At 71.2% G+C, this 18,756-nt stretch carries 24 protein-coding genes and 2 pseudogenes; 14 read left to right on the top strand and 12 right to left on the bottom strand.

Translation table 11 applies throughout. The annotated features are described in order from the left end of the window. Window positions 1-47 precede the first annotated feature (47 nt). The 3 genes from L6E10_RS13970 to L6E10_RS13980 are packed head-to-tail and all read right to left on the bottom strand — an operon-like array spanning window position 48 to window position 2,451. On the bottom strand, window positions 48-437 hold the full coding sequence (locus L6E10_RS13970) for a hypothetical protein (RefSeq protein ID WP_236219937.1): 390 nt from the start codon (window positions 435-437) through the stop codon (window positions 48-50). Further along, a complete protein-coding gene (locus L6E10_RS13975; protein ID WP_236219938.1) occupies window positions 434-1,780 on the bottom strand; it encodes a cell wall metabolism sensor histidine kinase WalK in 1,347 nt (448 codons plus the stop codon). The genes L6E10_RS13970 and L6E10_RS13975 overlap by 4 nt, the downstream gene beginning before the upstream one ends. Further along, window positions 1,777-2,451: a response regulator transcription factor gene (locus tag L6E10_RS13980; RefSeq protein WP_236219939.1), complete on the bottom strand. Its 675-nt coding sequence runs from the start codon at window positions 2,449-2,451 to the stop codon at window positions 1,777-1,779. The genes L6E10_RS13975 and L6E10_RS13980 overlap by 4 nt, the downstream gene beginning before the upstream one ends. Window positions 2,452-2,691: 240 nt before the next feature. Here L6E10_RS13980 and L6E10_RS13985 point away from each other — a divergent pair. Further along, window positions 2,692-3,045 (top strand): annotated as a pseudogene (locus tag L6E10_RS13985) (phosphatase PAP2 family protein); the annotation flags it as partial. 198 nt (window positions 3,046-3,243) lie between these two features. On the opposite strand, the gene L6E10_RS13990 reads toward L6E10_RS13985, so the two are convergent. Genes L6E10_RS13990 through L6E10_RS14000 form a run of 3 tightly spaced genes read right to left on the bottom strand, consistent with a single transcriptional unit; the run spans window position 3,244 to window position 5,573 of the window. After that, window positions 3,244-3,510: an HPr family phosphocarrier protein gene (locus L6E10_RS13990; RefSeq protein ID WP_236220123.1), complete on the bottom strand. Its 267-nt coding sequence runs from the start codon at window positions 3,508-3,510 to the stop codon at window positions 3,244-3,246. A gap of 30 nt (window positions 3,511-3,540) precedes the next feature. Continuing rightward, the gene (locus tag L6E10_RS13995; RefSeq protein WP_236219940.1) at window positions 3,541-4,821 is read right to left on the bottom strand and encodes a PTS transporter subunit EIIC; all 1,281 of its coding nucleotides are present in this window, start codon (window positions 4,819-4,821) and stop codon (window positions 3,541-3,543) included. After that, window positions 4,818-5,573 carry a GntR family transcriptional regulator gene (locus L6E10_RS14000; protein ID WP_236219941.1) on the bottom strand — a complete coding sequence of 252 codons (756 nt, stop codon included), beginning with the start codon at window positions 5,571-5,573 and terminating at the stop codon, window positions 4,818-4,820. The genes L6E10_RS13995 and L6E10_RS14000 overlap by 4 nt, the downstream gene beginning before the upstream one ends. 111 nt (window positions 5,574-5,684) lie before the next feature. Between L6E10_RS14000 and L6E10_RS14005 the strand changes: the two genes are divergently transcribed. From L6E10_RS14005 to aroQ, 7 genes and pseudogenes are all read left to right on the top strand, one after another. After that, window positions 5,685-5,921, top strand: a complete 237-nt coding sequence (locus L6E10_RS14005) for a glucose PTS transporter subunit EIIB (protein WP_236219942.1) — start codon at window positions 5,685-5,687, stop codon at window positions 5,919-5,921. Next, window positions 5,918-6,373 (top strand): PTS glucose transporter subunit IIA, encoded by a 456-nt coding sequence (locus tag L6E10_RS14010; RefSeq protein ID WP_236219943.1) that lies wholly within the window; start codon window positions 5,918-5,920, stop codon window positions 6,371-6,373. Before L6E10_RS14005 ends, L6E10_RS14010 begins: the two co-directional genes overlap by 4 nt. 112 nt (window positions 6,374-6,485) lie before the next feature. Beyond that, the gene (locus L6E10_RS14015) at window positions 6,486-6,938 is read left to right on the top strand and encodes an A24 family peptidase (RefSeq protein ID WP_236219944.1); all 453 of its coding nucleotides are present in this window, start codon (window positions 6,486-6,488) and stop codon (window positions 6,936-6,938) included. 13 nt (window positions 6,939-6,951) lie between these two features. Then, on the top strand, window positions 6,952-8,151 hold the full coding sequence (gene aroC, locus L6E10_RS14020) for a chorismate synthase (protein WP_236220124.1): 1,200 nt from the start codon (window positions 6,952-6,954) through the stop codon (window positions 8,149-8,151). Next, a pseudogene (locus L6E10_RS14025) lies at window positions 8,148-8,673 on the top strand (shikimate kinase); the annotation flags it as partial. The gene aroC and the pseudogene L6E10_RS14025, both read left to right, overlap by 4 nt. Window positions 8,674-8,701: 28 nt before the next feature. Next, complete coding sequence (gene aroB / locus L6E10_RS14030) at window positions 8,702-9,760, top strand: 3-dehydroquinate synthase (protein ID WP_374236566.1); 1,059 nt, start codon at window positions 8,702-8,704, stop codon at window positions 9,758-9,760. Beyond that, window positions 9,757-10,185: a type II 3-dehydroquinate dehydratase gene (gene aroQ, locus L6E10_RS14035; RefSeq protein ID WP_236219946.1), complete on the top strand. Its 429-nt coding sequence runs from the start codon at window positions 9,757-9,759 to the stop codon at window positions 10,183-10,185. The genes aroB and aroQ overlap by 4 nt, the downstream gene beginning before the upstream one ends. Here the strand turns inward: aroQ and L6E10_RS14040 are convergent. The 3 genes from L6E10_RS14040 to L6E10_RS14050 all read right to left on the bottom strand — a co-directional run bounded on the left by L6E10_RS14040 (window position 10,146) and on the right by L6E10_RS14050 (window position 12,231). Next, window positions 10,146-10,400: a hypothetical protein gene (locus tag L6E10_RS14040; RefSeq protein WP_236219947.1), complete on the bottom strand. Its 255-nt coding sequence runs from the start codon at window positions 10,398-10,400 to the stop codon at window positions 10,146-10,148. The genes aroQ and L6E10_RS14040 overlap by 40 nt on opposite strands. Before the next feature lie 123 nt (window positions 10,401-10,523). After that, complete coding sequence (locus tag L6E10_RS14045) at window positions 10,524-10,700, bottom strand: hypothetical protein (RefSeq protein ID WP_236219948.1); 177 nt, start codon at window positions 10,698-10,700, stop codon at window positions 10,524-10,526. Window positions 10,701-11,295: 595 nt separating this feature from the next. Further along, window positions 11,296-12,231 carry a hypothetical protein gene (locus tag L6E10_RS14050; RefSeq protein ID WP_236219949.1) on the bottom strand — a complete coding sequence of 312 codons (936 nt, stop codon included), beginning with the start codon at window positions 12,229-12,231 and terminating at the stop codon, window positions 11,296-11,298. Between the two features lie 68 nt (window positions 12,232-12,299). Between L6E10_RS14050 and L6E10_RS14055 the strand changes: the two genes are divergently transcribed. Further along, the gene (locus tag L6E10_RS14055; RefSeq protein ID WP_236219950.1) at window positions 12,300-12,677 is read left to right on the top strand and encodes a VOC family protein; all 378 of its coding nucleotides are present in this window, start codon (window positions 12,300-12,302) and stop codon (window positions 12,675-12,677) included. A 19-nt stretch (window positions 12,678-12,696) separates the two neighbouring features. Beyond that, the gene (locus tag L6E10_RS14060; RefSeq protein ID WP_236219951.1) at window positions 12,697-13,299 is read left to right on the top strand and encodes a hypothetical protein; all 603 of its coding nucleotides are present in this window, start codon (window positions 12,697-12,699) and stop codon (window positions 13,297-13,299) included. Here L6E10_RS14060 and L6E10_RS14065 read toward each other — a convergent pair. Continuing rightward, window positions 13,283-13,693: a B-4DMT family transporter gene (locus L6E10_RS14065; protein ID WP_236219952.1), complete on the bottom strand. Its 411-nt coding sequence runs from the start codon at window positions 13,691-13,693 to the stop codon at window positions 13,283-13,285. The genes L6E10_RS14060 and L6E10_RS14065 overlap by 17 nt on opposite strands. Before the next feature lie 35 nt (window positions 13,694-13,728). Here L6E10_RS14065 and L6E10_RS14070 point away from each other — a divergent pair, with 35 nt between their 5' ends. The 3 genes from L6E10_RS14070 to nusB are packed head-to-tail and all read left to right on the top strand — an operon-like array spanning window position 13,729 to window position 15,822. Further along, the gene (locus L6E10_RS14070; RefSeq protein ID WP_236219953.1) at window positions 13,729-14,805 is read left to right on the top strand and encodes a Xaa-Pro peptidase family protein; all 1,077 of its coding nucleotides are present in this window, start codon (window positions 13,729-13,731) and stop codon (window positions 14,803-14,805) included. 31 nt (window positions 14,806-14,836) lie between these two features. After that, window positions 14,837-15,403 carry an elongation factor P gene (gene efp, locus L6E10_RS14075; RefSeq protein ID WP_090097995.1) on the top strand — a complete coding sequence of 189 codons (567 nt, stop codon included), beginning with the start codon at window positions 14,837-14,839 and terminating at the stop codon, window positions 15,401-15,403. After that, window positions 15,403-15,822, top strand: a complete 420-nt coding sequence (gene nusB, locus L6E10_RS14080) for a transcription antitermination factor NusB (protein ID WP_236219954.1) — start codon at window positions 15,403-15,405, stop codon at window positions 15,820-15,822. Before efp ends, nusB begins: the two co-directional genes overlap by 1 nt. Before the next feature lie 42 nt (window positions 15,823-15,864). Here the strand turns inward: nusB and L6E10_RS14085 are convergent, their stop codons facing one another. Beyond that, window positions 15,865-16,506 carry an HD family hydrolase gene (locus L6E10_RS14085; RefSeq protein ID WP_236219955.1) on the bottom strand — a complete coding sequence of 214 codons (642 nt, stop codon included), beginning with the start codon at window positions 16,504-16,506 and terminating at the stop codon, window positions 15,865-15,867. Between the two features lie 109 nt (window positions 16,507-16,615). On the opposite strand from L6E10_RS14085, the gene L6E10_RS14090 reads away from it, so the two are divergent. Further along, window positions 16,616-17,425 (top strand): sigma-70 family RNA polymerase sigma factor, encoded by an 810-nt coding sequence (locus L6E10_RS14090; protein WP_308102785.1) that lies wholly within the window; start codon window positions 16,616-16,618, stop codon window positions 17,423-17,425. Between the two features lie 665 nt (window positions 17,426-18,090). Here the strand turns inward: L6E10_RS14090 and L6E10_RS14095 are convergent. Beyond that, a complete protein-coding gene (locus L6E10_RS14095; protein ID WP_030471611.1) occupies window positions 18,091-18,579 on the bottom strand; it encodes a transcriptional regulator in 489 nt (162 codons plus the stop codon). Between the last annotated feature and the right edge of the window lie 177 nt (window positions 18,580-18,756).

Here is an 18,756-nt window from a genome sequence, read left to right on the forward strand (position 1 = left end):
CGGTCGCGGGAACGATGCGGCGCCAACGACGTGGACGGTTGCGCGGTCTAGGGGCAGTTGACGTCCGACGTCGGCACGCCCGCCACCTTCGCGCGGCTCGCCAGAGCTGTGCAGTGCACCTGGAACAGCGCCCACTTGGTCGGCGGCTCGGTGCCTTCGGGCATGACGATGACGTTGAGCACGGCGATCGCTTTCGCCGTGGTTTCCGGGACCTCCGTGACCAGGCCCAGTTCCTCCTCCGCCTCGGTCAGGCCGGCCAGCAGGGAGTTCATGGCCGTGGTGATGTCCACGGTGCCGATGTGGGTGCGGGTTCTGCGGACCAGGCCGTCGCGATCGGCGTTGACGAGGTAGACGGTCAGCGCGTGGGCGGAGACGGTGGGGGCCTCGCCGCCGGTCAGGACCGGGGTGGGGCGGATGCCGCACGCCGTGAGCGTCACCAGGGCAAGCGCAAGGTGAAGACCGCGCCGCCCGAGGGGGCGTTGGCCGCTTCGAGCGTGCCGCCGTGCAGGCGTGCGTTCTCCCATGCGATCGCCAATCCCAGTCCGCTGCCCTCGGAACGGGAGCGGGCCGTGTCTGCCTTGTAGAAGCGGTCGAAGAGGTGGGGGAGGGCCTCTTCGGAGATGCCGGGGCCGTTGTCGGCCACCTCGACGGCGTCTTCGCGCACCGTCACGCGGACCGGGGTGCCACCGTGCTTCAGGGCGTTGCCGACGAGGTTGGCGACGATGACGTCGAGGCGGCGGCGGTCGACCCTGCCGATCACGCCCGGTGGGAGGGGGGCCTCGACCGAGGTGGTCCAGCCGCGGGCGGCGAGGGTGTCGCGGACCGCGGTGCCGATGTCCCACTCGTCGAGCTCCAGGACGTTGCGGCCCTCGTCGAAGCGGGAGATCTCCATCAGGTCGTTGACCAGGCGGGTGAGCTTGCGGGTCTCGGCCGAGACCAGGCGGGCGGCCACGGCGGTGTCCGGGGGCAGGGTGTCGGCGTCCTCGTCCAGGACGGCTGTCACGGCGTTCATCGCCGTCAGCGGCGTGCGGAGCTCGTGGGAGACGTCCGCCACGAAGCGGCGGGAGGCGGCCTGGGAGGCTTCCAGCTGCTCGGCGGCGCGGTTGAACGTGCGGGCGAGGTCGGAGAGCTCGTCGGAGCCCCGTTCGTCGACCCTCGTGTCCAGGCGGCCGGAGCCCAGGGCGCGGGCGGCGGCGCCCAGCCTGCGGACCGGGCGCAGGACGCCTCTGGCCGTGAAGAGGGCGAGGCCCAGGGCGACGGGGACCACCAGGCTCACGCCGACCCAGGCGCCGGTGGAGAGGCTGTTGATGGCGGCCCTCGTGACGTCGAGGCCGGTGACGGCCCACACCTCCACGCCGGTCGCCGTGCCGTCGGCGTGCACGAGCGGCATCCCGACGACCAGGTGCGGGTTCCCGTTGTCGGTGCGACGCTGCCAGAGGATCGTCCTGCTGGTCTTCAGGGCCTCGCGCATCTCCGCCGGGATGAACGACGGGTCGGGGCCGTGGTGGGAGCGCAGGTCCCCGTAGAGGACGACCGCGGAGCCGCGCAGGTACTTGGCGAAGTCCTCCAGGTCCTGCTGCGACGGCGGAACGGTCAGGCGGGGCGCGTAGTCGCGGACGTCCCCCACGAGCGGGTTCATGAAGCCGTCCTGGGCGTCCTCCAGCAGCAACGTGCGGGCGGTCGCGTAGGAGGCGCCCGCCGCTCCCGCCGCGCCGAGGACCGTCAGGAGCAGGAACGCGGCCATCAGCCTCGGCTTCAGGCCGCGCGACAACGACTTCATCGCGGGCCGAAGCGGTAACCGAAGCCGCGCACCGTGTGCACGTAGCGGGGCTCGGACGGCACGTCCTCGATCTTGGCGCGCAGCCGCTGGACGCACGCGTCGACCAGGCGGGAGTCGCCGAGGTAGTCGTGCTCCCAGACGGCTTCGAGGATCTGCTGGCGGGTCAGCACCCGGCCGGGGGTGCGGGAGAGCTCCAGCAGCAGCTTCAGCTCGGTCGGCGTGAGCGCGACCTTCACGTCGTCCTTGAGGACCAGCAGCCCTGCCCGATCGATCAGCAGGGAGCCGTGCCGCTCCACCGACGACGGCTCGGGCACGGTCCGGCGCAGCACCGCGCGGATGCGGGCCTCCAGCACGCGCGGCTCGACCGGCTTCACCACGTAGTCGTCCGCGCCCGCCTCCAGGCCCGCGACCACGTCGAAGTCGTCGCCGCGCGCGGTCAGCACGATGATCGGCACCTCGCCCTGCGACCGCATCCGCCGGCACGTCTCGAAGCCGTCGATGCCCGGCAGCATGATGTCGAGGACGACGATGTCGGGACGGGACTCGCGCAGCTTCTCCACGCCTTCCTCGCCCGTCCCCGCCGCACGCACGTCGTGTCCCTGGCGGCGCAGCGCCAGTCCGAGTCCTTCGCGCACACCGGGGTCGTCCTCGACCAGCAAGACCATCGCCACGAGATCCATTATCGGCAGGCGGGAGCGCCCTGGCCGGTTCTGTAGCGGAACCATGACATGGCGTGGACGTTCCCATATCGCGGCGCGCGGAGCCTCGAACGCATGGCCGGAAGCTTGCTGGGATTTCTCTTCACGTACTTCGCGCTGGTGTGGACGTCGTTCGGGCAGAAGGCGGAGAACGCCGCGTTGCCCGAGCTGTCACTTCAACGCTCGTGGGCGTCCAACGTGGACATGGTGATCATGGTGGCCGCGGTCCTCGTGGTCCTGTTCGCGCGCAAGAAGGCGTTCGCGCCGTTGCTCGTTCTCGGCGGATCGGTGCTGGGAGCTCAGGTCCTGAAGCTGCACGTGCTGGTGCGGCCACCGCTGGACGACGACGCCGTGCTGGTGCACAACAGCTTCCCGAGCGGGCACACGACCGCGGCGGTGGCGTCGGTGGTCGCGGTGACGATGGCGGTGCCCCGGCGGTTCGCGCTGTTCGTGGCGGTGCCGGGGGCTTTCGGCGCGGGGGCGGTGGCGGCGGAGACGGTGTCGCTCGGCTGGCACCGGTTCAGCGACACGCTCGGCGCGGCGCTGCTGGTCTCGGTCCTCGCGTTCCTCGTGCTGCGCAGGTGGACCGCGGGCCTGGTCGTGCCGCCGCTGCTGGCCGTCGGCGGGGTGTGGCTGGTGGTGAGCTACCCGCAGGCCACGCCGTCGGCTCTCGCCGGCGTCGTGACCGCGGGGGTGGTGCTGCACTTCGGGTGGGTCGCGGGTGGTCCCGCCCGTCGGGGCGACCGGGACCACCCGCGGCCCGGATCACTCGTCGTGGTCGGTGGCGATCAGTTCGGCGATGGCGTCCAGAGCGGCGTCCGCTCCGTCCCCGTCGGCGCTGAGCACCACCTCGTCACCGTGCATGGCGCCCAGGGTCATCAGACCCAGGACACTCGCCGCGTCGACGGCTTCGCCGTCGTCCTTGCGGATGGTGACCGTCACCGGCTGGTCGGCGGCGGCCTTCGCCAGCAGTGCGGCGGGCCGGGCGTGCAGTCCGACCTTGCTGGCCACGGTTACCCGTCGCTCGGCCATGATGATTCCTCCCGGTAGAGCTCGGTGTGCTTACTGCTGGTCGTCGCGGGTGCGCTTCTCGCGCACGGCGGTGTCACCGGCGCTGCCGACGACGCTCTCGTCGGCCTCCGGGGACTCGTCGTCCTCGCGTCCCGGCGTCTTCAGGTTCCACTTGGTGATGACGAAGCGGAACAGGAAGTAGTAGATCACCGCGTAGATCGCGCCGAGGATGAGCAGCAGCCACGGCTTGGTCGCGATGTTCCAGTTCAGGATGAAGTCGATCGCACCGGCCGAGAACGAGAACCCGTCGTGGGCGCCCAGGGCGTTGGAGATGGCGAGCGACGTACCGGTCAGCACGGCGTGGATCAGGTACAGCGGCCACGCGACGAACATGAACGCGAACTCGAGCGGCTCCGTCACACCGGTGATGAACGCGGTGAGGGCGGCGGAGCCCATGATGCCGCCGATGAGCTTGCGCTGGCTCGGGCGCGCGGTGTGCACGATCGCGAGCGCCGCGGCCGGCAGGGCGAACATCAGGATGGGGAAGAAGCCGGTCTGGAACGTGCCGGCGGTCGGGTCGCCCGCGAGGAAGCGCGGGATGTCACCGGTCTTGTCGTTGTACTCGCCGAACTGGAACCACACGACGTTGTTGACGATGTGGTGCAGACCCAGCGGGATCAGCAGGCGGTTCACGACACCGTAGATGAAGGCACCGATGATCGTGCTGCCGGTGACCCACTCGCCGATGGCGGTCAGGCCCGCGTCGAACCACGGGTAGACCAGGCCGAGCAGGACGCCGATGATCGTCATGACGCCGGCGACGATGATCGGGACGAACCGGCGGCCACCGAAGAACGCCAGGTACGGGGGCAGCTTGATGCGGTGGTACTTCTGCCACAGCAGGGCGGTCAGGATGCCGACGACGATACCGCCGAGGACACCGTAGTTGATCACCTCGGGCTTGGCGGCCGGGTCGGTCGGCTGGTCGAGGACCAGCGGGGACATCGCCTTGAACACGCTCGTCAGCACGACGTAGCCGACGACGCCCGCGAGCGCCGTGGAGCCGTCACCGCGCCGTGCGAAACCGACGGCGATGCCGACGGCGAACAGCAGGGCGAGGTTGCTGAACAGCGCGTCGCCCGCCGCACCGATCACCGAGGCGACGGCGTTCCAGCCCAGGCCGTCCTTGCCCAGCATGTCGGGCTGACCGAAGCGGAGCAGCAGACCTGCCGCGGGCAGCACGGCGATCGGCAGCATGAGGCTGCGACCGAAGCGCTGCAACGTGGCGAGGCCCTTGATCTCACGACCACCGGTTGCGGCGTCCGTGCTCATCGGGTTCCTCCCTTGGCGGAGTTCGGTCCGGAACCCGGGACGGTCCGGTCCAGTTGCATGGTCACCTGGTAGAGATCGCCCCGGTACCAGGAAGTGACGTCTTCGCAGGGCCGCCCCTCGGAGCTGGCGACCCTCCTGAACACGAGGAGCGGGCTGCCCTTGCGGACGTCGAGCGCCTTCGCGGTCTCCGCGTCGGCGGTCTCGGCCCACACGGTCTGCCGCGCGTGGTCGAGCTGGATGCCGTACCGGGTCGCGATGATCTCGTAGATCGACCCGGTCAGATCGCATCGGTCGAGCTCGGGAAGCATGTGCGGGCTGTACCAGCCGGCCTCGAGCGCGAGGGGGGCTCCGTCGGCCTTGCGCAGCCGCACGACGCGGTACGCGTACTCGTCGGGTTCGAGGCCCAGCGAGGCCTTGGAACCCGGCGCGGCCTGGCCGCAGCTGAGCACCTCGGTGCTGGGTTCGACCCCGCGCGCCTTCATGTCCGAGGTGAACGACGCGAGGAAGAGCTGCAGGTCGTAGCGCCGCTTGGCGGTGAACGTCCCGCGTCCCTTGGCCCGGGTGAGCAGGCCGTCGGCGACCAGCTGGCCGACCGCGGCCCGCACGGTGATGCGGGAGACCCCGTACCGCTCCGCCAGGTCCCGCTCCGAGGGGATTGGCGAGCCGGGAGCCAGCTCCTGTTCGGCGAGCCTGCGCAGGATCTCGCGGAGCTGCGCGTGCTTGGGCTTGGGCCCGTCCACGATCTCGTGCACTCGCTCACCTCCTCGCTAGTGGTACTTTCCGGTCTAGACCAGTTGGTGCGGGAGGATGCTCCGCGCACCGAGCGGGTGTCAACCGCTGTTACGGGAACGAGAGGTACGAACGTGGCTGACGAGAAGGCGAAGAAGATCCTCGAGGCGCTGGGCGGCGCCGACAACATCGTCGAGATCGAGCCGTGCATCACCCGGCTGCGGTGTGAGCTGGAGGACGGCTCCGTCGTCGACGAGAAGGCCCTGAAGGCCCTGGGAGCACACGGGGTCATGCGTTCCGGCAACGTCGTCCAGGTCGTCGTCGGGCCCGAGGCGGACACCATCGCGTCGGACATCGAGGACCTCCTGTGAGCCTGCGCGTCGGCAGCCCCGTGGCCGGCCGCGTGGTCGCGCTCTCCGCGGTTCCCGACCCGGTCTTCTCGCAGGCGATGGTCGGTCCCGGCGTCGCGGTCGAACCGCTCCGGTCGAAGGCCGACGTGGTCTCGCCGCTCGACGGCACCGTCGTGACGCTGCACCCGCACGCCTTCGTGGTCGCGGGCGCCGACGGCGCCGCGGTGCTCGTCCACCTGGGCATCGACACCGTGAAGCGCAAGGGCGAGGGCTTCGAGCTCCACGTCGTCAAGGGCGAGGAGGTGCGCGCCGGTCAGCGGATCGTGACGTGGGACCCGGCCGAGGTCGAGGCGGCCGGGTTCGCGCCGATCTGCCCGGTGATCGCGCTGGACGCGTCAGCCGAGGTGCTCGGTGACCTCGCGCTGGACAAGGACGTGGCGGCGAACGACGCCCTGTTCGACTGGTCTCGCTGAAACGACTTCTCCGGGCGCTCTCGCCGCCCGGAGTGACGTGCTGTCGTGAACGGACCGTTCACGACGGTCCGGGACTTGGTCCCGCACGTGCCCGAGCAGGACCGTGGTCGCCATGACCACGGTCCTGCTCTCGTTCGCGCTGGGTTCGCTGTGGACGGTCGCCGCCGCCCTGGACGCGCCACCCTCGTCGTACCTGCTGGCCTGGTTCGGCGTCGTGCTCGCGACGACCGACCTGCGGCAGCACCGGTTGCCGGACGCGCTCACCCTCCCGCTGGGCGCCGGGCTGCTGCTCCTGCGGTTCCACGGACCGGGAGCGGCGGCGCTCGCGGCGGTGGTCTTCGGCGGCGCGCACCTCGCCGTCCGGCGCTGGAGACCGGCGATCATGGGCGGCGGCGACGTCAAGCTCGCCTTCTCGCTCGGCGCCGCGCTCCCGCTGTCGTCGCTCCTACCTGCGGCGATCCTGGCCAGCGCGGTCACGCTCGCCGTCGCGGCACTGAGACGTGCGCGCGCGGTGCCGCACGGGCCCGGCCTGCTGGCCGCCACCTGGGCGTTGGTGACATTGTGAAAGGATGGTCAACGTGCTGCGCTGGATCACCGCTGGAGAGTCACACGGCCCCGCCCTCGTCGCCGTCCTGGAGGGCATGCCCGCCGGAGTCGAGGTGACCACCGAGGACCTCGTCGCCCAGCTCGAGCGCCGCAGGCTCGGGTTCGGTCGCTCGCCCCGCATGGGCTTCGAGCAGGACGAGGTCCAGATCCTCGGCGGCGTGCGCCACGGCAAGACCCAGGGCGGTCCGGTCGCGGTCACCATCGGCAACTCCGAGTGGCCCAAGTGGCAGACGGTCATGTCCGCCGACCCCGTCGACCCCGGCCTGCTCAAGCCGACCGGCCGCAACGAGGCCCTCACGCGCCCGCGTCCCGGCCACGCCGACCTGCCGGGCATGCAGAAGTTCGGCTTCGACGAGGCCCGGCCCGTCCTCGAACGCGCGTCCGCCCGCGAGACCGCCGCGCGCACGGCCCTCGGCACGGTGGCCCGGCAGTTCCTGCAGCAGTTGCTCGGCGTGCAGGTCCTCAGCCACGTGGTGTCGATCGGCGGGGCCCGCACGCCCGACGACGCGGCGCTGCCCACCCCGGACGACCTGGCCGCGATCGACGACTCGCCGGTGCGCTGCTTCGACCAGCGCGGCACCGACGCGATGGTCGCCGAGGTCGAGGCCGTCAAGGACGCCGGTGACACCGTCGGCGGCGTCATCGAGGTGCTCGCGTACGGCCTGCCGCCGGGCCTCGGCTCGCACGTGCACTGGGACCGCCGCCTCGACGCCCGCCTGGCCGCCGCCCTGATGGGCGTGCAGGCGATGAAGGGCGTGGAGATCGGCGACGGCTTCACCACCGCCCAGCGCTGGGGCTCGCAGGCGCACGACGAGATCGACCGGGGCAGCGGCCCCGTCGGCGTCACCCGCCGCTCGAACCGCGCCGGCGGCCTCGAAGGCGGCATCACCAACGGCGAGGTCCTGCGCGCCCGCGTGGCGATGAAGCCGATCTCGACCGTCCCCCGCGCACTGTCCACGGTGGACGTTCGCACCGGCGAGCCCGCCGTCGCGATCCACCAGCGCTCGGACGTCTGCGCCGTGCCGCGCGCCGGCGTCGTGCTGGAGTCCGTGATGGCGCTCGTGCTCGCCGAGGCCGCGCTGGAGAAGTTCGGCGGCGACTCGCTCGACGAGACGCGCCGCAACGCCCACGCCTACCTCAAGGCGCTGGAAGCCCGCTGGGAGGGCGTGTGAGCCCCCGCTGCGTGGTGGTCGGTCCTCCCGGAGCCGGGAAGACCACCGTCAGCGAGCTGCTGGCCGCCCGGCTCGGCGTGCCGTTCCGCGACGTCGACGCGGACATCGTCGCCCTGGCCGGCAAGCCGATCTCGGACATCTTCACCGACGACGGCGAGCCCGCCTTCCGCGCCCTGGAAGAGGACGCGGTCGCCAAGGCGCTCGTCGAGCACGAGGGCGTGCTGGCGCTGGGCGGGGGAGCGGTGCTGTCCGCCACGACCCGCGAGCGCCTGCGGGAGCACACCGTCGTCTTCCTGAACGTGGGCATGGCCGAGGGCGTGCGCCGCACCGGGCTGTCGTCCGCGCGGCCGCTGCTGTCCGGAGTGAACCCGCGCTCCACCTTCAAGGCGCTGCTGGACGCGCGCCTGCCGCTGTACCGCGAGGTCGCGACGGTCGAGGTCCTGACGGACGCGCTCGATCCGCAGCAGGTGACCGACGCGGTGATCGAGGGAGTAGGGGAATGACCGAGCCGCTGACCGTCGAGGTCAACGCCGAGAAGCCGTACCTCGTCGTGATCGGCCGTGGCCTGCTGGGCGAGATCGTCGCGCACCTCGAGGGCACCGCCAAGGTCGCGATCGTGCACCAGCCGACCCTGGCCGCCACGGCCGAGGTGCTGGTCGACGAGCTGAAGGCGACGGGCATCGACGCGCACCGCGTCGAGGTGCCCGACGCCGAGGACGGCAAGGACCTCGCCGTCGCCGGCTTCTGCTGGGACGTGCTCGGCAAGATCGGCCTGTCCCGCAGCGACGTCGTGGTGGGCCTCGGCGGCGGCGCGGTCACCGACCTCGCCGGCTTCGTCGCCTCCACCTGGATGCGCGGCGTGCGCCTGGTCAACATCCCGACCACCATGCTGGGCATGGTCGACGCCGCCGTGGGCGGCAAGACCGGCATCAACACCGACGCGGGCAAGAACCTCGTCGGCACGTTCTACGAGCCCGAGGTCGTCTTCGTCGACCTCGCGACGCTGGAGACGTTGCCGCGCAACGAGCTCATCGCCGGCATGGCCGAGGTGGTGAAGGGCGGCTTCATCGCCGACCCGGTCATCCTCGACCTGATCGAGGCCGACCCGCGGGCCGCTCTGGACCCGACCGGCGACGTGCTCGCGGAGCTCGTCCGCCGCAAGATCCAGATCAAGGCCGACGTCGTCTCGAACGACCTGCGCGAGTCGTCGTTGCGCGAGATCCTCAACTACGGCCACACCCTCGGCCACGCCATCGAGCGCCGCGAGCGCTACCGCTGGCGCCACGGCGCCGCCATCAGCGTGGGCCTGGTCTTCGCCGCCGAACTGGCCCGCCTGGCCGGCCGCCTCGACGACGAGACCGCCGACCGCCACAAGCGCGTCCTGGAACTGCTCGGCCTGCCGACGACCTACGACCCGGACGGCCTCCCGCAGCTCATGGAGGGCATGAAGGTCGACAAGAAGAACAAGGCGGGCGTGCTGCGCTTCGTCGTCCTCGACGGCCTCGCCAAGCCCGGCCGCCTGGAAGGCCCCGACCCGGCCCTGATCGCCGCCGCCTACTCGGCCGTCGCCGCCGAGCCGAAGTCCCCCGGCGGGACGGTGCTGCTGTGAAGGTCCTCGTCCTCAACGGCCCGAACCTCGACCGCCTCGGCACCCGCGAGCCGCTCATCTACGGCAGCACCACCCACGCCGACCTCGTCGAGATGTGCGTCGCGGAGGGCAAGGACCTCGGCTTCGACGTCGAGGTCCGCCAGACCGCCCACGAGGGCGAGATGGTGGAGTGGCTGCACGAGGCCGCCGACGCCTCGATCCCGGTCGTGCTGAACGGCGCGGCCTGGACGCACTACTCGATCGCGCTGCGCGACGCGTGCTCGCAGCTCACCGCCCCGCTGGTCGAGGTGCACATCTCGAACATCCACCAGCGCGAGGAGTTCCGGCACCACAGCGTCATCTCGGCGGTGGCGAGCGGCGTCATCGTGGGCCTGGGCGTGGAGGGCTACCTGCTCGCGCTGCGCTGGCTGTCGCTCAAGAGGTAGCGCAGGCCGAGCAGGACTACGGCGGCGAGCGCGGTCGCGCCGAGAACGATCGGTTCGACCTCGTTCGTGCCGAGTCGTGGGCGTAGCGCGGCCGTCGACCGCTTCGCGCTCGTCGTGAACACGAGGTCCCCGTTCACGCTGTGCACCTGCACGACCGCGCTTCCTGTCCGGACGTCGCCCGAGATGTTGTTGCGCGTGCGGGAGTTGTCGGTCATGGCCGCCCTTGGTCCGGGATTCGAAGTGGGATGTCCAGGACGCTAGTGGCGATCTTGACTGCATACAGGCCCAGTTGAGCGTCAATCAAGGACCAAATAATGGACATTGCGCGTTCGGATGTGTCAGATGCGTGTCATGGTGTCCGGGTGGCGCATCCAGAGGTTCGTCTCCTCGTGGAGCCCCTGGTCGCGCTCCCGGTCGACCGCGAGGAGGTCCAGCCCTCCCGGCACGACGTAGCGGCTGGAGCGCGGGAACGCCATGCCGGTCCACCTCTCCCACTGCGCCACGGTGCCTGACACGACCAGCGACCGGGCGCGGGTCCGAGGATCGTGGCGCCGAGGCGCTGGTGCGGGCGGACCACGGGTCGGGGTGCAGGCCGTCGTCGCGGGTCCACTGCTGGAAGTCCGCCATCGACGTCAGCGGATGGGCCGCCTTGAGCGTCGGCCGGACCGGCACGACCACCCGCGCGAGACCTGCCTGCGCGGCCCGGCCGCGCAGGGCCGTGAGCACCTTCCCGGCCCGCCGGCCCGGTGCGGCCGGACCGCACGGTCGCGGCCACCACGCACAGGGTGTCGGGCGGGACGCCGTTCTCGTGCCCGGTGACGGCCGCAACCAGGGCGCCGTCGTACCCGCCGTCCGGCAGCGTCGCCGTCTCGCCGTCCCGGATCAGCGCCACGGCGGTCGCCCGCGCGAGCACGGTGTCGTCGTCATCGAGGAGCAGCACGTCGTAGCCGGGGAAGCACCTCGCCACGGCGTCGCGGTGGTCCCGGGGAACCTGGCCGCGCAGGACGAACGCGGGCCAGCCGTCCCGCAGCGCCGCCTGGGCGCTGCCCTGCGGATCGGGTCGCTCGCCGTTCGTCACGACCTTCATCGGCCGATCGTGGGAGCCGGGTCCTATGGCAGGTGCTGGATCTGCAGCACTCGCGCGATGCCGTTGGCGACCCGCACCAGAGTCGCCCGGTAGTTGCCGAGCTGCGTGTACACCGGCCGGTCGTCCTGCGACCAGGCCATGACCGAGTAGCTCCCGGTCACCAGCACGAGCCCGAACTCGTAGTCGTGCACGACACGCGGCGGGTTGGCCACCGGACTCTTGTTGAGCTGCCACTTCACCCCCTGCATCACCGGCGTGTCCTCGGCTCGGGGACAGATGGGCACCATGGGCGACTCGGTGGACCTCGTGCAGATGTCGAACGCCTCGTCGATCGCCTCTTTGACGGCTGACTCGGCCAGCTCGAAGCCGCGCTTGCGGATCGGCCCTAGGTCGCGGTACGGCAGCAGGTCGACGTCCGCGGTCGTCAGGTCGCCCTCGTGCCACCGGACCTCGGCGGAGAAGCGCGTCCTGTCCAGGTCGTCGCCGGTGCCGTTGGAGGTGAGGTAGTTCATGGTCATGACCGCGGTACCGCTCACGTAGGCCCGCGTCCCGCGCCACACGACCCGCATGCCGTCGGTCGGGAAACCGCGGATCGCCCACTTCCCGAAGTGCATGTGCTCGGCGGCGCTGCGCTGCGGGCAGTTCACGGGAATGGGGACGACCTCCCGCGCACACTGCCGCAGCTTCTCGTCGACCAGCCTGATGATCTTCTTCTCGTCCGCGCCGATGGGGCGGACGGTCGCGGCGTCCGGGAACGTGCCGTCGCCGAGGACGCTGATCGCGTACTGGCCGGCGGCGATCAGCAGCAGCAGGACCAGCGCCCGTGCCGTTCGCGCCTTCGTCCGCCCGGCCCGGTCGCGGCGGGCCGGCCCGCGGTGGAGCACGATGTCGCCGGCGACCTCGTGGACCTGCAGCACCGTGCCGCCGTCGTGGACAGCACCAGACGCCTGGTTGCACATGCATTCGATTTCGGCACGTCCACCGCGTCGATCAATTGCCAAAAAACGGACACCACGGGGGAGCGGGCATGATTCACCACATCGAGTTATGGGTGCCGGACCTCGGCCGCGCCGAGGCGTCGATCGGGTGGATCTTCACCGCGCTCGGCTGGGCCGAGCACCAGCGCTGGAGCGCGGGGGTCAGCTGGAAGCTCGGCGAGACCTACGTCGTGGTCGAGCGGTCGCCGGCGCTGACCGGTTCCCACGACCGGATGAAAGCCGGCCTGAACCACCTCGCCCTGCACGCGGGCACCCGCGCCGACGTCGACCGGCTGACGCGGGAGTCCGAGGCGCACGGCTGGCGGCTCCTGTTCGCGGACCTCCACCCCCACGCGGGCGGACCGGACCACTACGCGGCCTTCCTGGAGAACGAGGACGGCTTCGAAATCGAGCTGGTGGCCTCCTGAGCGTGCAAAGATGCCGCTCGTGCCGAGATCGTTCATCGTCGCGTCCGCCCTGCTCCTGGCCGGGTGCGCCACCGCGGGGCCGCAGCCCTCGCCCGTCAGCGCGACGACGCCGTCGGCGGGCGCCGAACGGTTGTCCGACAAGGACCTGCAGGCGCGGTGGTGGACGTGGGCGGCGGCGACGCCGGAGAACCGCAACCCGGTCGTCGACGACACCGGGCAGTGGTGCGCCGAGGCCCAGCCGCGGGACGTCTGGTTCTTCGCCGGGACGTTCGGTGGCGAGGTGAGCCGCAGGTGCGAGGTGCCGGCCGGGCGCCCGCTGGCCGGGCCCGCGGTCAACGCGACCAGGAACTGCACGTCGTTCCTGGCCGGCGCGACGGGCTCGGTGACGCTCGACGGGCAGGTGGTGGAGCTGCGGCGGATCGCGCCGGTCGGGATCGGCTTCCAGGCCGCGAAGGGCAACGTCCTGGGGGTGCGCGAGGGTCGCGTGCAGGCTCAGGCGTGCGGGTTGTGGGCGTGGATCCCGCCGTTGAGCCCGGGGGAGCACGAACTGCTCGTCGAGGGGGAGGCGGACGGTTTCCGCACGTCGGCGCGCTACCTGCTCACCGTCAGCGCTGGGGACTAGCCGAATCCTTGCGGGCCAGGAACCCGCCCAGCAGCATCCCGAGCCCCGCCGGCGCCAGCACGAGCAACGCCGTGAACGCCGCCCCGCCCGTGAGCGCCACCCACAGAGCCTCCTGCCCGGTCTGGTCGACCAGCAGCGCCGACCCGACCACCCCCAGCGCCCCGGCGAACGGCCCGGCGATCAGCGCGGCGACGAACCACTGCATGCCGCGCCCCTCGAGGTCGCGCAGCGTGTCGACGGCACCCCAGATGACCGCGGCGGCGATCAGCAGGCCGATGGCGATGGGGCGGACCGCCCCGGCCTCGGGGCTGCGCACGCCCACGGCCGCCACGCCGGTCTGCACGGCTCCGTGCAGGAGCCCCATCCACAACGCACGGACGAACCAAGGACGCATGCGGACAGCTTAGGACTGGCCGTACGCTGCGGGACATGTCGTCGTACGCCGCACGCCGAAACGCACTGCGCCGAGAGCTCCAGGCCGCGAACCTGGACGCGCTGCTCGTGACGAACCTCCTGAACGTCCGGTACCTCACCGGGTTCACGGGCTCGAACGCCGCCGTGCTGGTCGACGCGGACGGCGACGACACCACGGTGTTCTGCACCGACGGCCGCTACCTCACCCAGTCGGCGCGGCAGGTGCCGGACCTGGAACGCGTCATCGACCGGCCGTGCGACACCGCGCTCGCGCGCAGGGCGAAGGGCAGGCTCGGGTTCGAGAGCCACGCCGTCACGGTCGACGGGTTCGACGAGCTGACCTCGGCGGCCGGCAGGGCCGAGCTGGTCAAGGCCGGTGGCTTCGTCGAGAAGCTGCGGCTCGTCAAGGACGAGGTCGAGATCGAGGCGCTGCGGATGGCGTGCGCGGCGGCGGACCGGGCGCTGGGGGCGCTGATCGGGCACGGCGGCCTGCGGGCGGGCCGCACCGAACGCGAGGTCGCGCGCGAGCTGGAGAGCCGCATGCTCGACCACGGCGCGGAGGGCCCGTCGTTCTCCTCGATCGTGGCGTTCGGCGCGAACTCCGCGGTGCCGCACCACTCGCCGACGGACGCGACCCTGCACGTGGGCGACTTCATCAAGCTGGACTTCGGCGCGCTCGTCGACGGCTACCACTCGGACATGACGCGCACGCTCGTCCTCGGCAAGCCCGCCGACTGGCAGCGCGACCTGTACGACCTGGTGGCGCGCTCGCAGGCGGCCGGGCGCAACGCGCTCAAGCCGGGCGTGCGGGTCAGCGGAGTCGACCACGCGTCGCGCGAGGTGATCGAGAAGGCCGGGCACGGAGAGGACTTCCTGCACGGCCTCGGCCACGGGGTCGGGCTGGAGATCCACGAGGCACCGGCGTTGTCGAAGGCGGGTGCCGGTACACTTTCGGCCGGTATGGCGGTCACCGTCGAGCCCGGCGTCTACTTGCCGGGGCGGGGCGGGGTCCGCATCGAGGACACCCTCGTGGTCCGCGAGAGCGGGCCGGAGCTCCTCACCCTGACCACGAAAGAACTCGTGGTCGTCTGACACCCCCGTCCTACACAGGAGAAATCCCACCGTGGCCACCACGAACGACCTGAAGAACGGCCTGGTGCTGAACCTCGACGGCCAGCTCTGGACCGTCACCGCGTTCCAGCACGTCAAGCCCGGCAAGGGTGGCGCCTTCGTGCGCACGACCCTCAAGCACGTGCTGACCGGCAAGGTCGTCGACAAGACCTTCAACGCGGGCACCAAGGTCGACACGGCCACCGTGGACAAGCGCGGCATGACGTTCCTCTACAAGGACGGCGCCGACTTCATCTTCATGGACGGCGACACCTACGACCAGATCCCGGTCCCGGCTGAGACGGTGGGCGACGCCGCCAACTACCTGCTGGAGAACCAGGAGGCCGTCGTGGCCGTCCACGAGGGCGTGCCGCTGTTCATCGAGCTCCCGACCTCGGTCGAGCTCGTGATCGAGCACACCGACCCGGGTCTGCAGGGCGACCGCTCCACCGGTGGCACCAAGCCCGCCCGCCTCGAGACCGGCGCCGAGATCCAGGTCCCGCTGTTCGTCACGACGGGCGAGAAGATCAAGGTCGACACCCGCGACGGCCGGTACCTCGGCCGCATCAGCGACAAGTAATGGGCGCACGGAGCAAGGCCCGCAAGCGCGCGGTCGACTTCCTCTACGAAGCCGACCTGCTGGGCACCGACCCGGTGACGCTGCTGGCCTCGCGCGTCGGTTCCCCCGACGTGCCGCCGGTGAACGACTACACGGTGACCCTCGTCGAGGGCGTCACCGCCCACCGCGCGCGCATCGACGACCTGATCTCCGAGCACGCCGAGGGCTGGACCCTGCAGCGCATGCCGGCGGTCGACCGGGCGGTCCTGCGCATCGGCCTGTACGAGCTGCTGTGGGCGGCCGACGTGCCGGACGCGGTGGCCATCGACGAGGCCGTCGAGCTCGCCAAGGGCCTGTCGACGGACGACTCGCCGCGGTTCGTGAACGGCGTGCTCGGCCGGATCGCGGTGATCGCGGACCAGTTGCGCGCTGTTCTGTAGCTCTTCCCGTGGGCGTCACACGCAGCGTGTGGCGTCCACGGTTCAGCTCCGGGCCCAGCCCCGCCGCTCACCTTCGTCGATCAGGTGCAGCGCCGCCTCCCAGAGCTTCGCCGACCCGTCGCCGATCACGGCCTTGCGGGCACGCACGTCGTCCGCGGTCACCCCGGGCGTCCGCCACGTCCCGCCCTTCGCCATCCAGTTGAGCAGCAACGGCTGCAGCCGGTCCATGGCCTTCGCGAACCGCGCCTCGGGCGTCCGGCGGGCCTCGAACTCGTCCCACAACGCGCGGAGCGCCCGTCCGGTGTCGCCGGGCAGGATCCCGAACAACCTCTCGGCGGCGGCCTCTTCCCGCTCCTGCTGGCTCGCGGCCAGCTCGGTGTCGTAGATCGGCGTATCTCCCGCGTAGATCTCGATGAGGTCGTGCACGACGACGAGCTTCATCGTGTGGCCGACGTCAATCGGTTCGTCGGCGTACTCCGCGAGCGTCATGACCATCAGCGCGAGGTGCCACGAGTGCTCCGCGTCGTTCTCACGCCTGTCCGCCGCCGCGAGAGGGGACGCGCGCAACACGGTCTTGAGCCGGTCGACCTCGATGAGGAACGTGAGGTGCTCGCGCAGCCGGGAGTCGACACCGGAGGGCAGCGGGTTCTGGCCGGCGAGGAGGCCGGCATCGGAGGTGGTCACGGTGCCGGGACTCTACAGCGACCAGGTCCTCCCGGGTGCCGACGTGCCTGCCGGTCCCGCTCGTCACGGGAACGTGACAGGCTGTGTGCCAGGCCATAGGGGGAAAGCAGTGATCGCGCAGTTCGAGCAGGAGCGCACCCGTTTGCGCGCCATCGCCCACCGCATGCTGGGCTCGTTCGCCGAAGCGGACGACGCGATGCAGGAAGCCTGGCTCCGGGTCGAGCGCGCGGACACGAGCGGGATCGAGAACCCGGCCGCGTGGCTCACCACCGTCGTCGGCCGTGTGTGCCTGAACATGCTGCGGGACAGGCGCGAGCACGCGTTCGAGATGCCGGACCCCGTGATCGACACGGGGGAGGAGCCCGAGCACCGGGCCGTCGCGAAGGACCAGGTCGGGCTCGCGATGCTGATCGTTCTCGACTCGTTGAAGCCCGACGAGCGGCTCGCGTTCGTGCTGCACGACATGTTCGCGGTGCCGTTCGACGACATCGCGCCGTTGATCGACAAGACGCCGGCCGCGACTCGGCAACTCGCGTCGCGTGCGCGCAAGCGTGTGCAGGGCCGTCCGCAGCCCAACGTCGGTCTGCCGCAGCAGCGGGAGGTCGTGGAGGCGTTCCTCAAGGCGTCGCAGGAGGGCGATCTCGAAGGCCTCGTCTCGGTGCTGCACCCGGACGTCGTGCTCCGCGCCGGCGCGTTGGAGGTCATCGGCGGACGCAACGTCGCCGGGCGTGCCAGCACCTTCCGCAAGTACGCCGTGTCGGCGACCGCGCAGTTCGCGCTCATCGGCGACGAGATCGGCTTCATCTCGCGGGTCGGCGGGGTGCCGTTCTCCGTCATGGCGTTCACCGTCCGCGATGGACGGATCGCCGCCATCCACGTCATCCAGGACGAGGAGCAGCTCGCCGCGCTGGTGCCGTGAGCGGGGCGACTCCCGTCGGGGAGCGCCAGAGGGGACGCGTTCACGCGGACGGACGGGTGGCGTACGTGCTTCGACGAGCCGTTCGCGCGGATCGCGTCGCTGCTCGGCCGCATGCCGTCGGGTGCGTTACTGACCGGCCGCACGCCGCCGGGTGCGTCACTGACCGGCCGCACGCCGCCGCGTGCGTCGCAGGTGGAGACGCCGGCGGGTGAAGGCCAGGCCGGTGTCCGTGCGGACCTCGCGAGCCAGCCGACCCCATGTCGGATGCGCACCTCGACGGCCAGCCGACCCGGTTGTCCGAATGTTGACATTCGGACAACCGGGGGGCGCCGGTGCAAGCGAACACCCGGTTGGTGAGCCAGCGGCGTTCACGCTGCGGAAGACCAGGATCGCGGCGGTCCCACGCGATCACGGACCGGGAGCACGCCCCCCACCTCGGGGCACCCACACCGCCCAGCGCAGCTGTCCCGCCCGGTACCCCTGACGCCAGGGATGCGGCGAGCCGCGAGCACAGCGCCGCACCGAGCAGCGGAGCCACGTGCGGCAGCGCGACGACCTGGCGGTAGTCCACTCCGCGCACCCCGGCACAAAAGCAGCAGTGGCTCCCCTGACGTCCTCAGGGCGACTTGCAGGACGTCAGGGGAGCCACTGCTCCAAGCGGGGGTTCAGTCTTCCTTGGCGGGACGGGCCTCGGGAGGCAGCACGCCCCAGTCGATGAGCTGCTCGGTCAGCTCGCCCGGCGTCATGTCGTAGATGATCGCGAGCGAACGCAGGTCCTCGGTGCGGATCGAGAGGACCTTGCCGTTGTAGTCACCGCGCTGCGACTGGATGGTCGCGGCGTAGCGGGCCAGCGGGCCGACCTTCTCGACCGGCAGCTGCTGGAGCCGCTCGAGGTTGATCACGATCTTGGTGGCCGGCTCGGCACCCGACGGCACGCGGCCCTCGGGCAGGAGCTCGGCGACGGGAACCCCGTAGAAGTCGGCCAGCTCGGCCAGCTTCTGCACGGTCACCGCGCGGTCACCGCGCTCGTACGAGCCGACGACCACCGCCTTCCAGCGACCGCCGGACTTCTGCTCGACGCCGTGCAGGGACAGACCCTGCTGCTGGCGGATAGCGCGGAGCTTGGCCCCCAGCGCCTTGGCGTAGTCGCCCATGTGGCGGTTCTCCGTTCATTCGCCCCGTCAGCAGTACGGGCGTGCTGCGGGGAGGCTTAGATCGATACGCAGAGTAATGATTACTCGCCGTGGTCGGCAGGTCAAGCTGATCTCGGGCAGAGACGCTCGCCACGCCTGGCGCACCACTCGGACGGCTGACCGTCCGCAGGTGATACC

It is taken from the genome of Lentzea sp. CC55 (assembly GCF_021056325.1).
GTDB classification, from domain to species: domain Bacteria; phylum Actinomycetota; class Actinomycetes; order Mycobacteriales; family Pseudonocardiaceae; genus Lentzea; species Lentzea jiangxiensis.

Excerpts from the sequence above, each read along its gene's own strand:
- L6E10_RS13975 (WP_236219938.1), bottom strand. The coding sequence starts at position 1,780 with ATGAAGTCGTTGTCGCGCGGCCTGAAGCCGAGGCTGATGGCCGCGTTC.
- L6E10_RS13990 (WP_236220123.1), bottom strand. The coding sequence starts at position 3,510 with ATGGCCGAGCGACGGGTAACCGTGGCCAGCAAGGTCGGACTGCACGCC.
- L6E10_RS13995 (WP_236219940.1), bottom strand. The coding sequence starts at position 4,821 with ATGAGCACGGACGCCGCAACCGGTGGTCGTGAGATCAAGGGCCTCGCC.
- L6E10_RS14015 (WP_236219944.1), top strand. The coding sequence starts at position 6,486 with ATGACCACGGTCCTGCTCTCGTTCGCGCTGGGTTCGCTGTGGACGGTC.
- L6E10_RS14040 (WP_236219947.1), bottom strand. The coding sequence starts at position 10,400 with ATGACCGACAACTCCCGCACGCGCAACAACATCTCGGGCGACGTCCGG.
- L6E10_RS14050 (WP_236219949.1), bottom strand. The coding sequence starts at position 12,231 with ATGTGCAACCAGGCGTCTGGTGCTGTCCACGACGGCGGCACGGTGCTG.
- L6E10_RS14055 (WP_236219950.1), top strand. The coding sequence starts at position 12,300 with ATGATTCACCACATCGAGTTATGGGTGCCGGACCTCGGCCGCGCCGAG.
- L6E10_RS14065 (WP_236219952.1), bottom strand. The coding sequence starts at position 13,693 with ATGCGTCCTTGGTTCGTCCGTGCGTTGTGGATGGGGCTCCTGCACGGA.
- L6E10_RS14070 (WP_236219953.1), top strand. The coding sequence starts at position 13,729 with ATGTCGTCGTACGCCGCACGCCGAAACGCACTGCGCCGAGAGCTCCAG.
- nusB (WP_236219954.1), top strand. The coding sequence starts at position 15,403 with ATGGGCGCACGGAGCAAGGCCCGCAAGCGCGCGGTCGACTTCCTCTAC.
- L6E10_RS14095 (WP_030471611.1), bottom strand. The coding sequence starts at position 18,579 with ATGGGCGACTACGCCAAGGCGCTGGGGGCCAAGCTCCGCGCTATCCGC.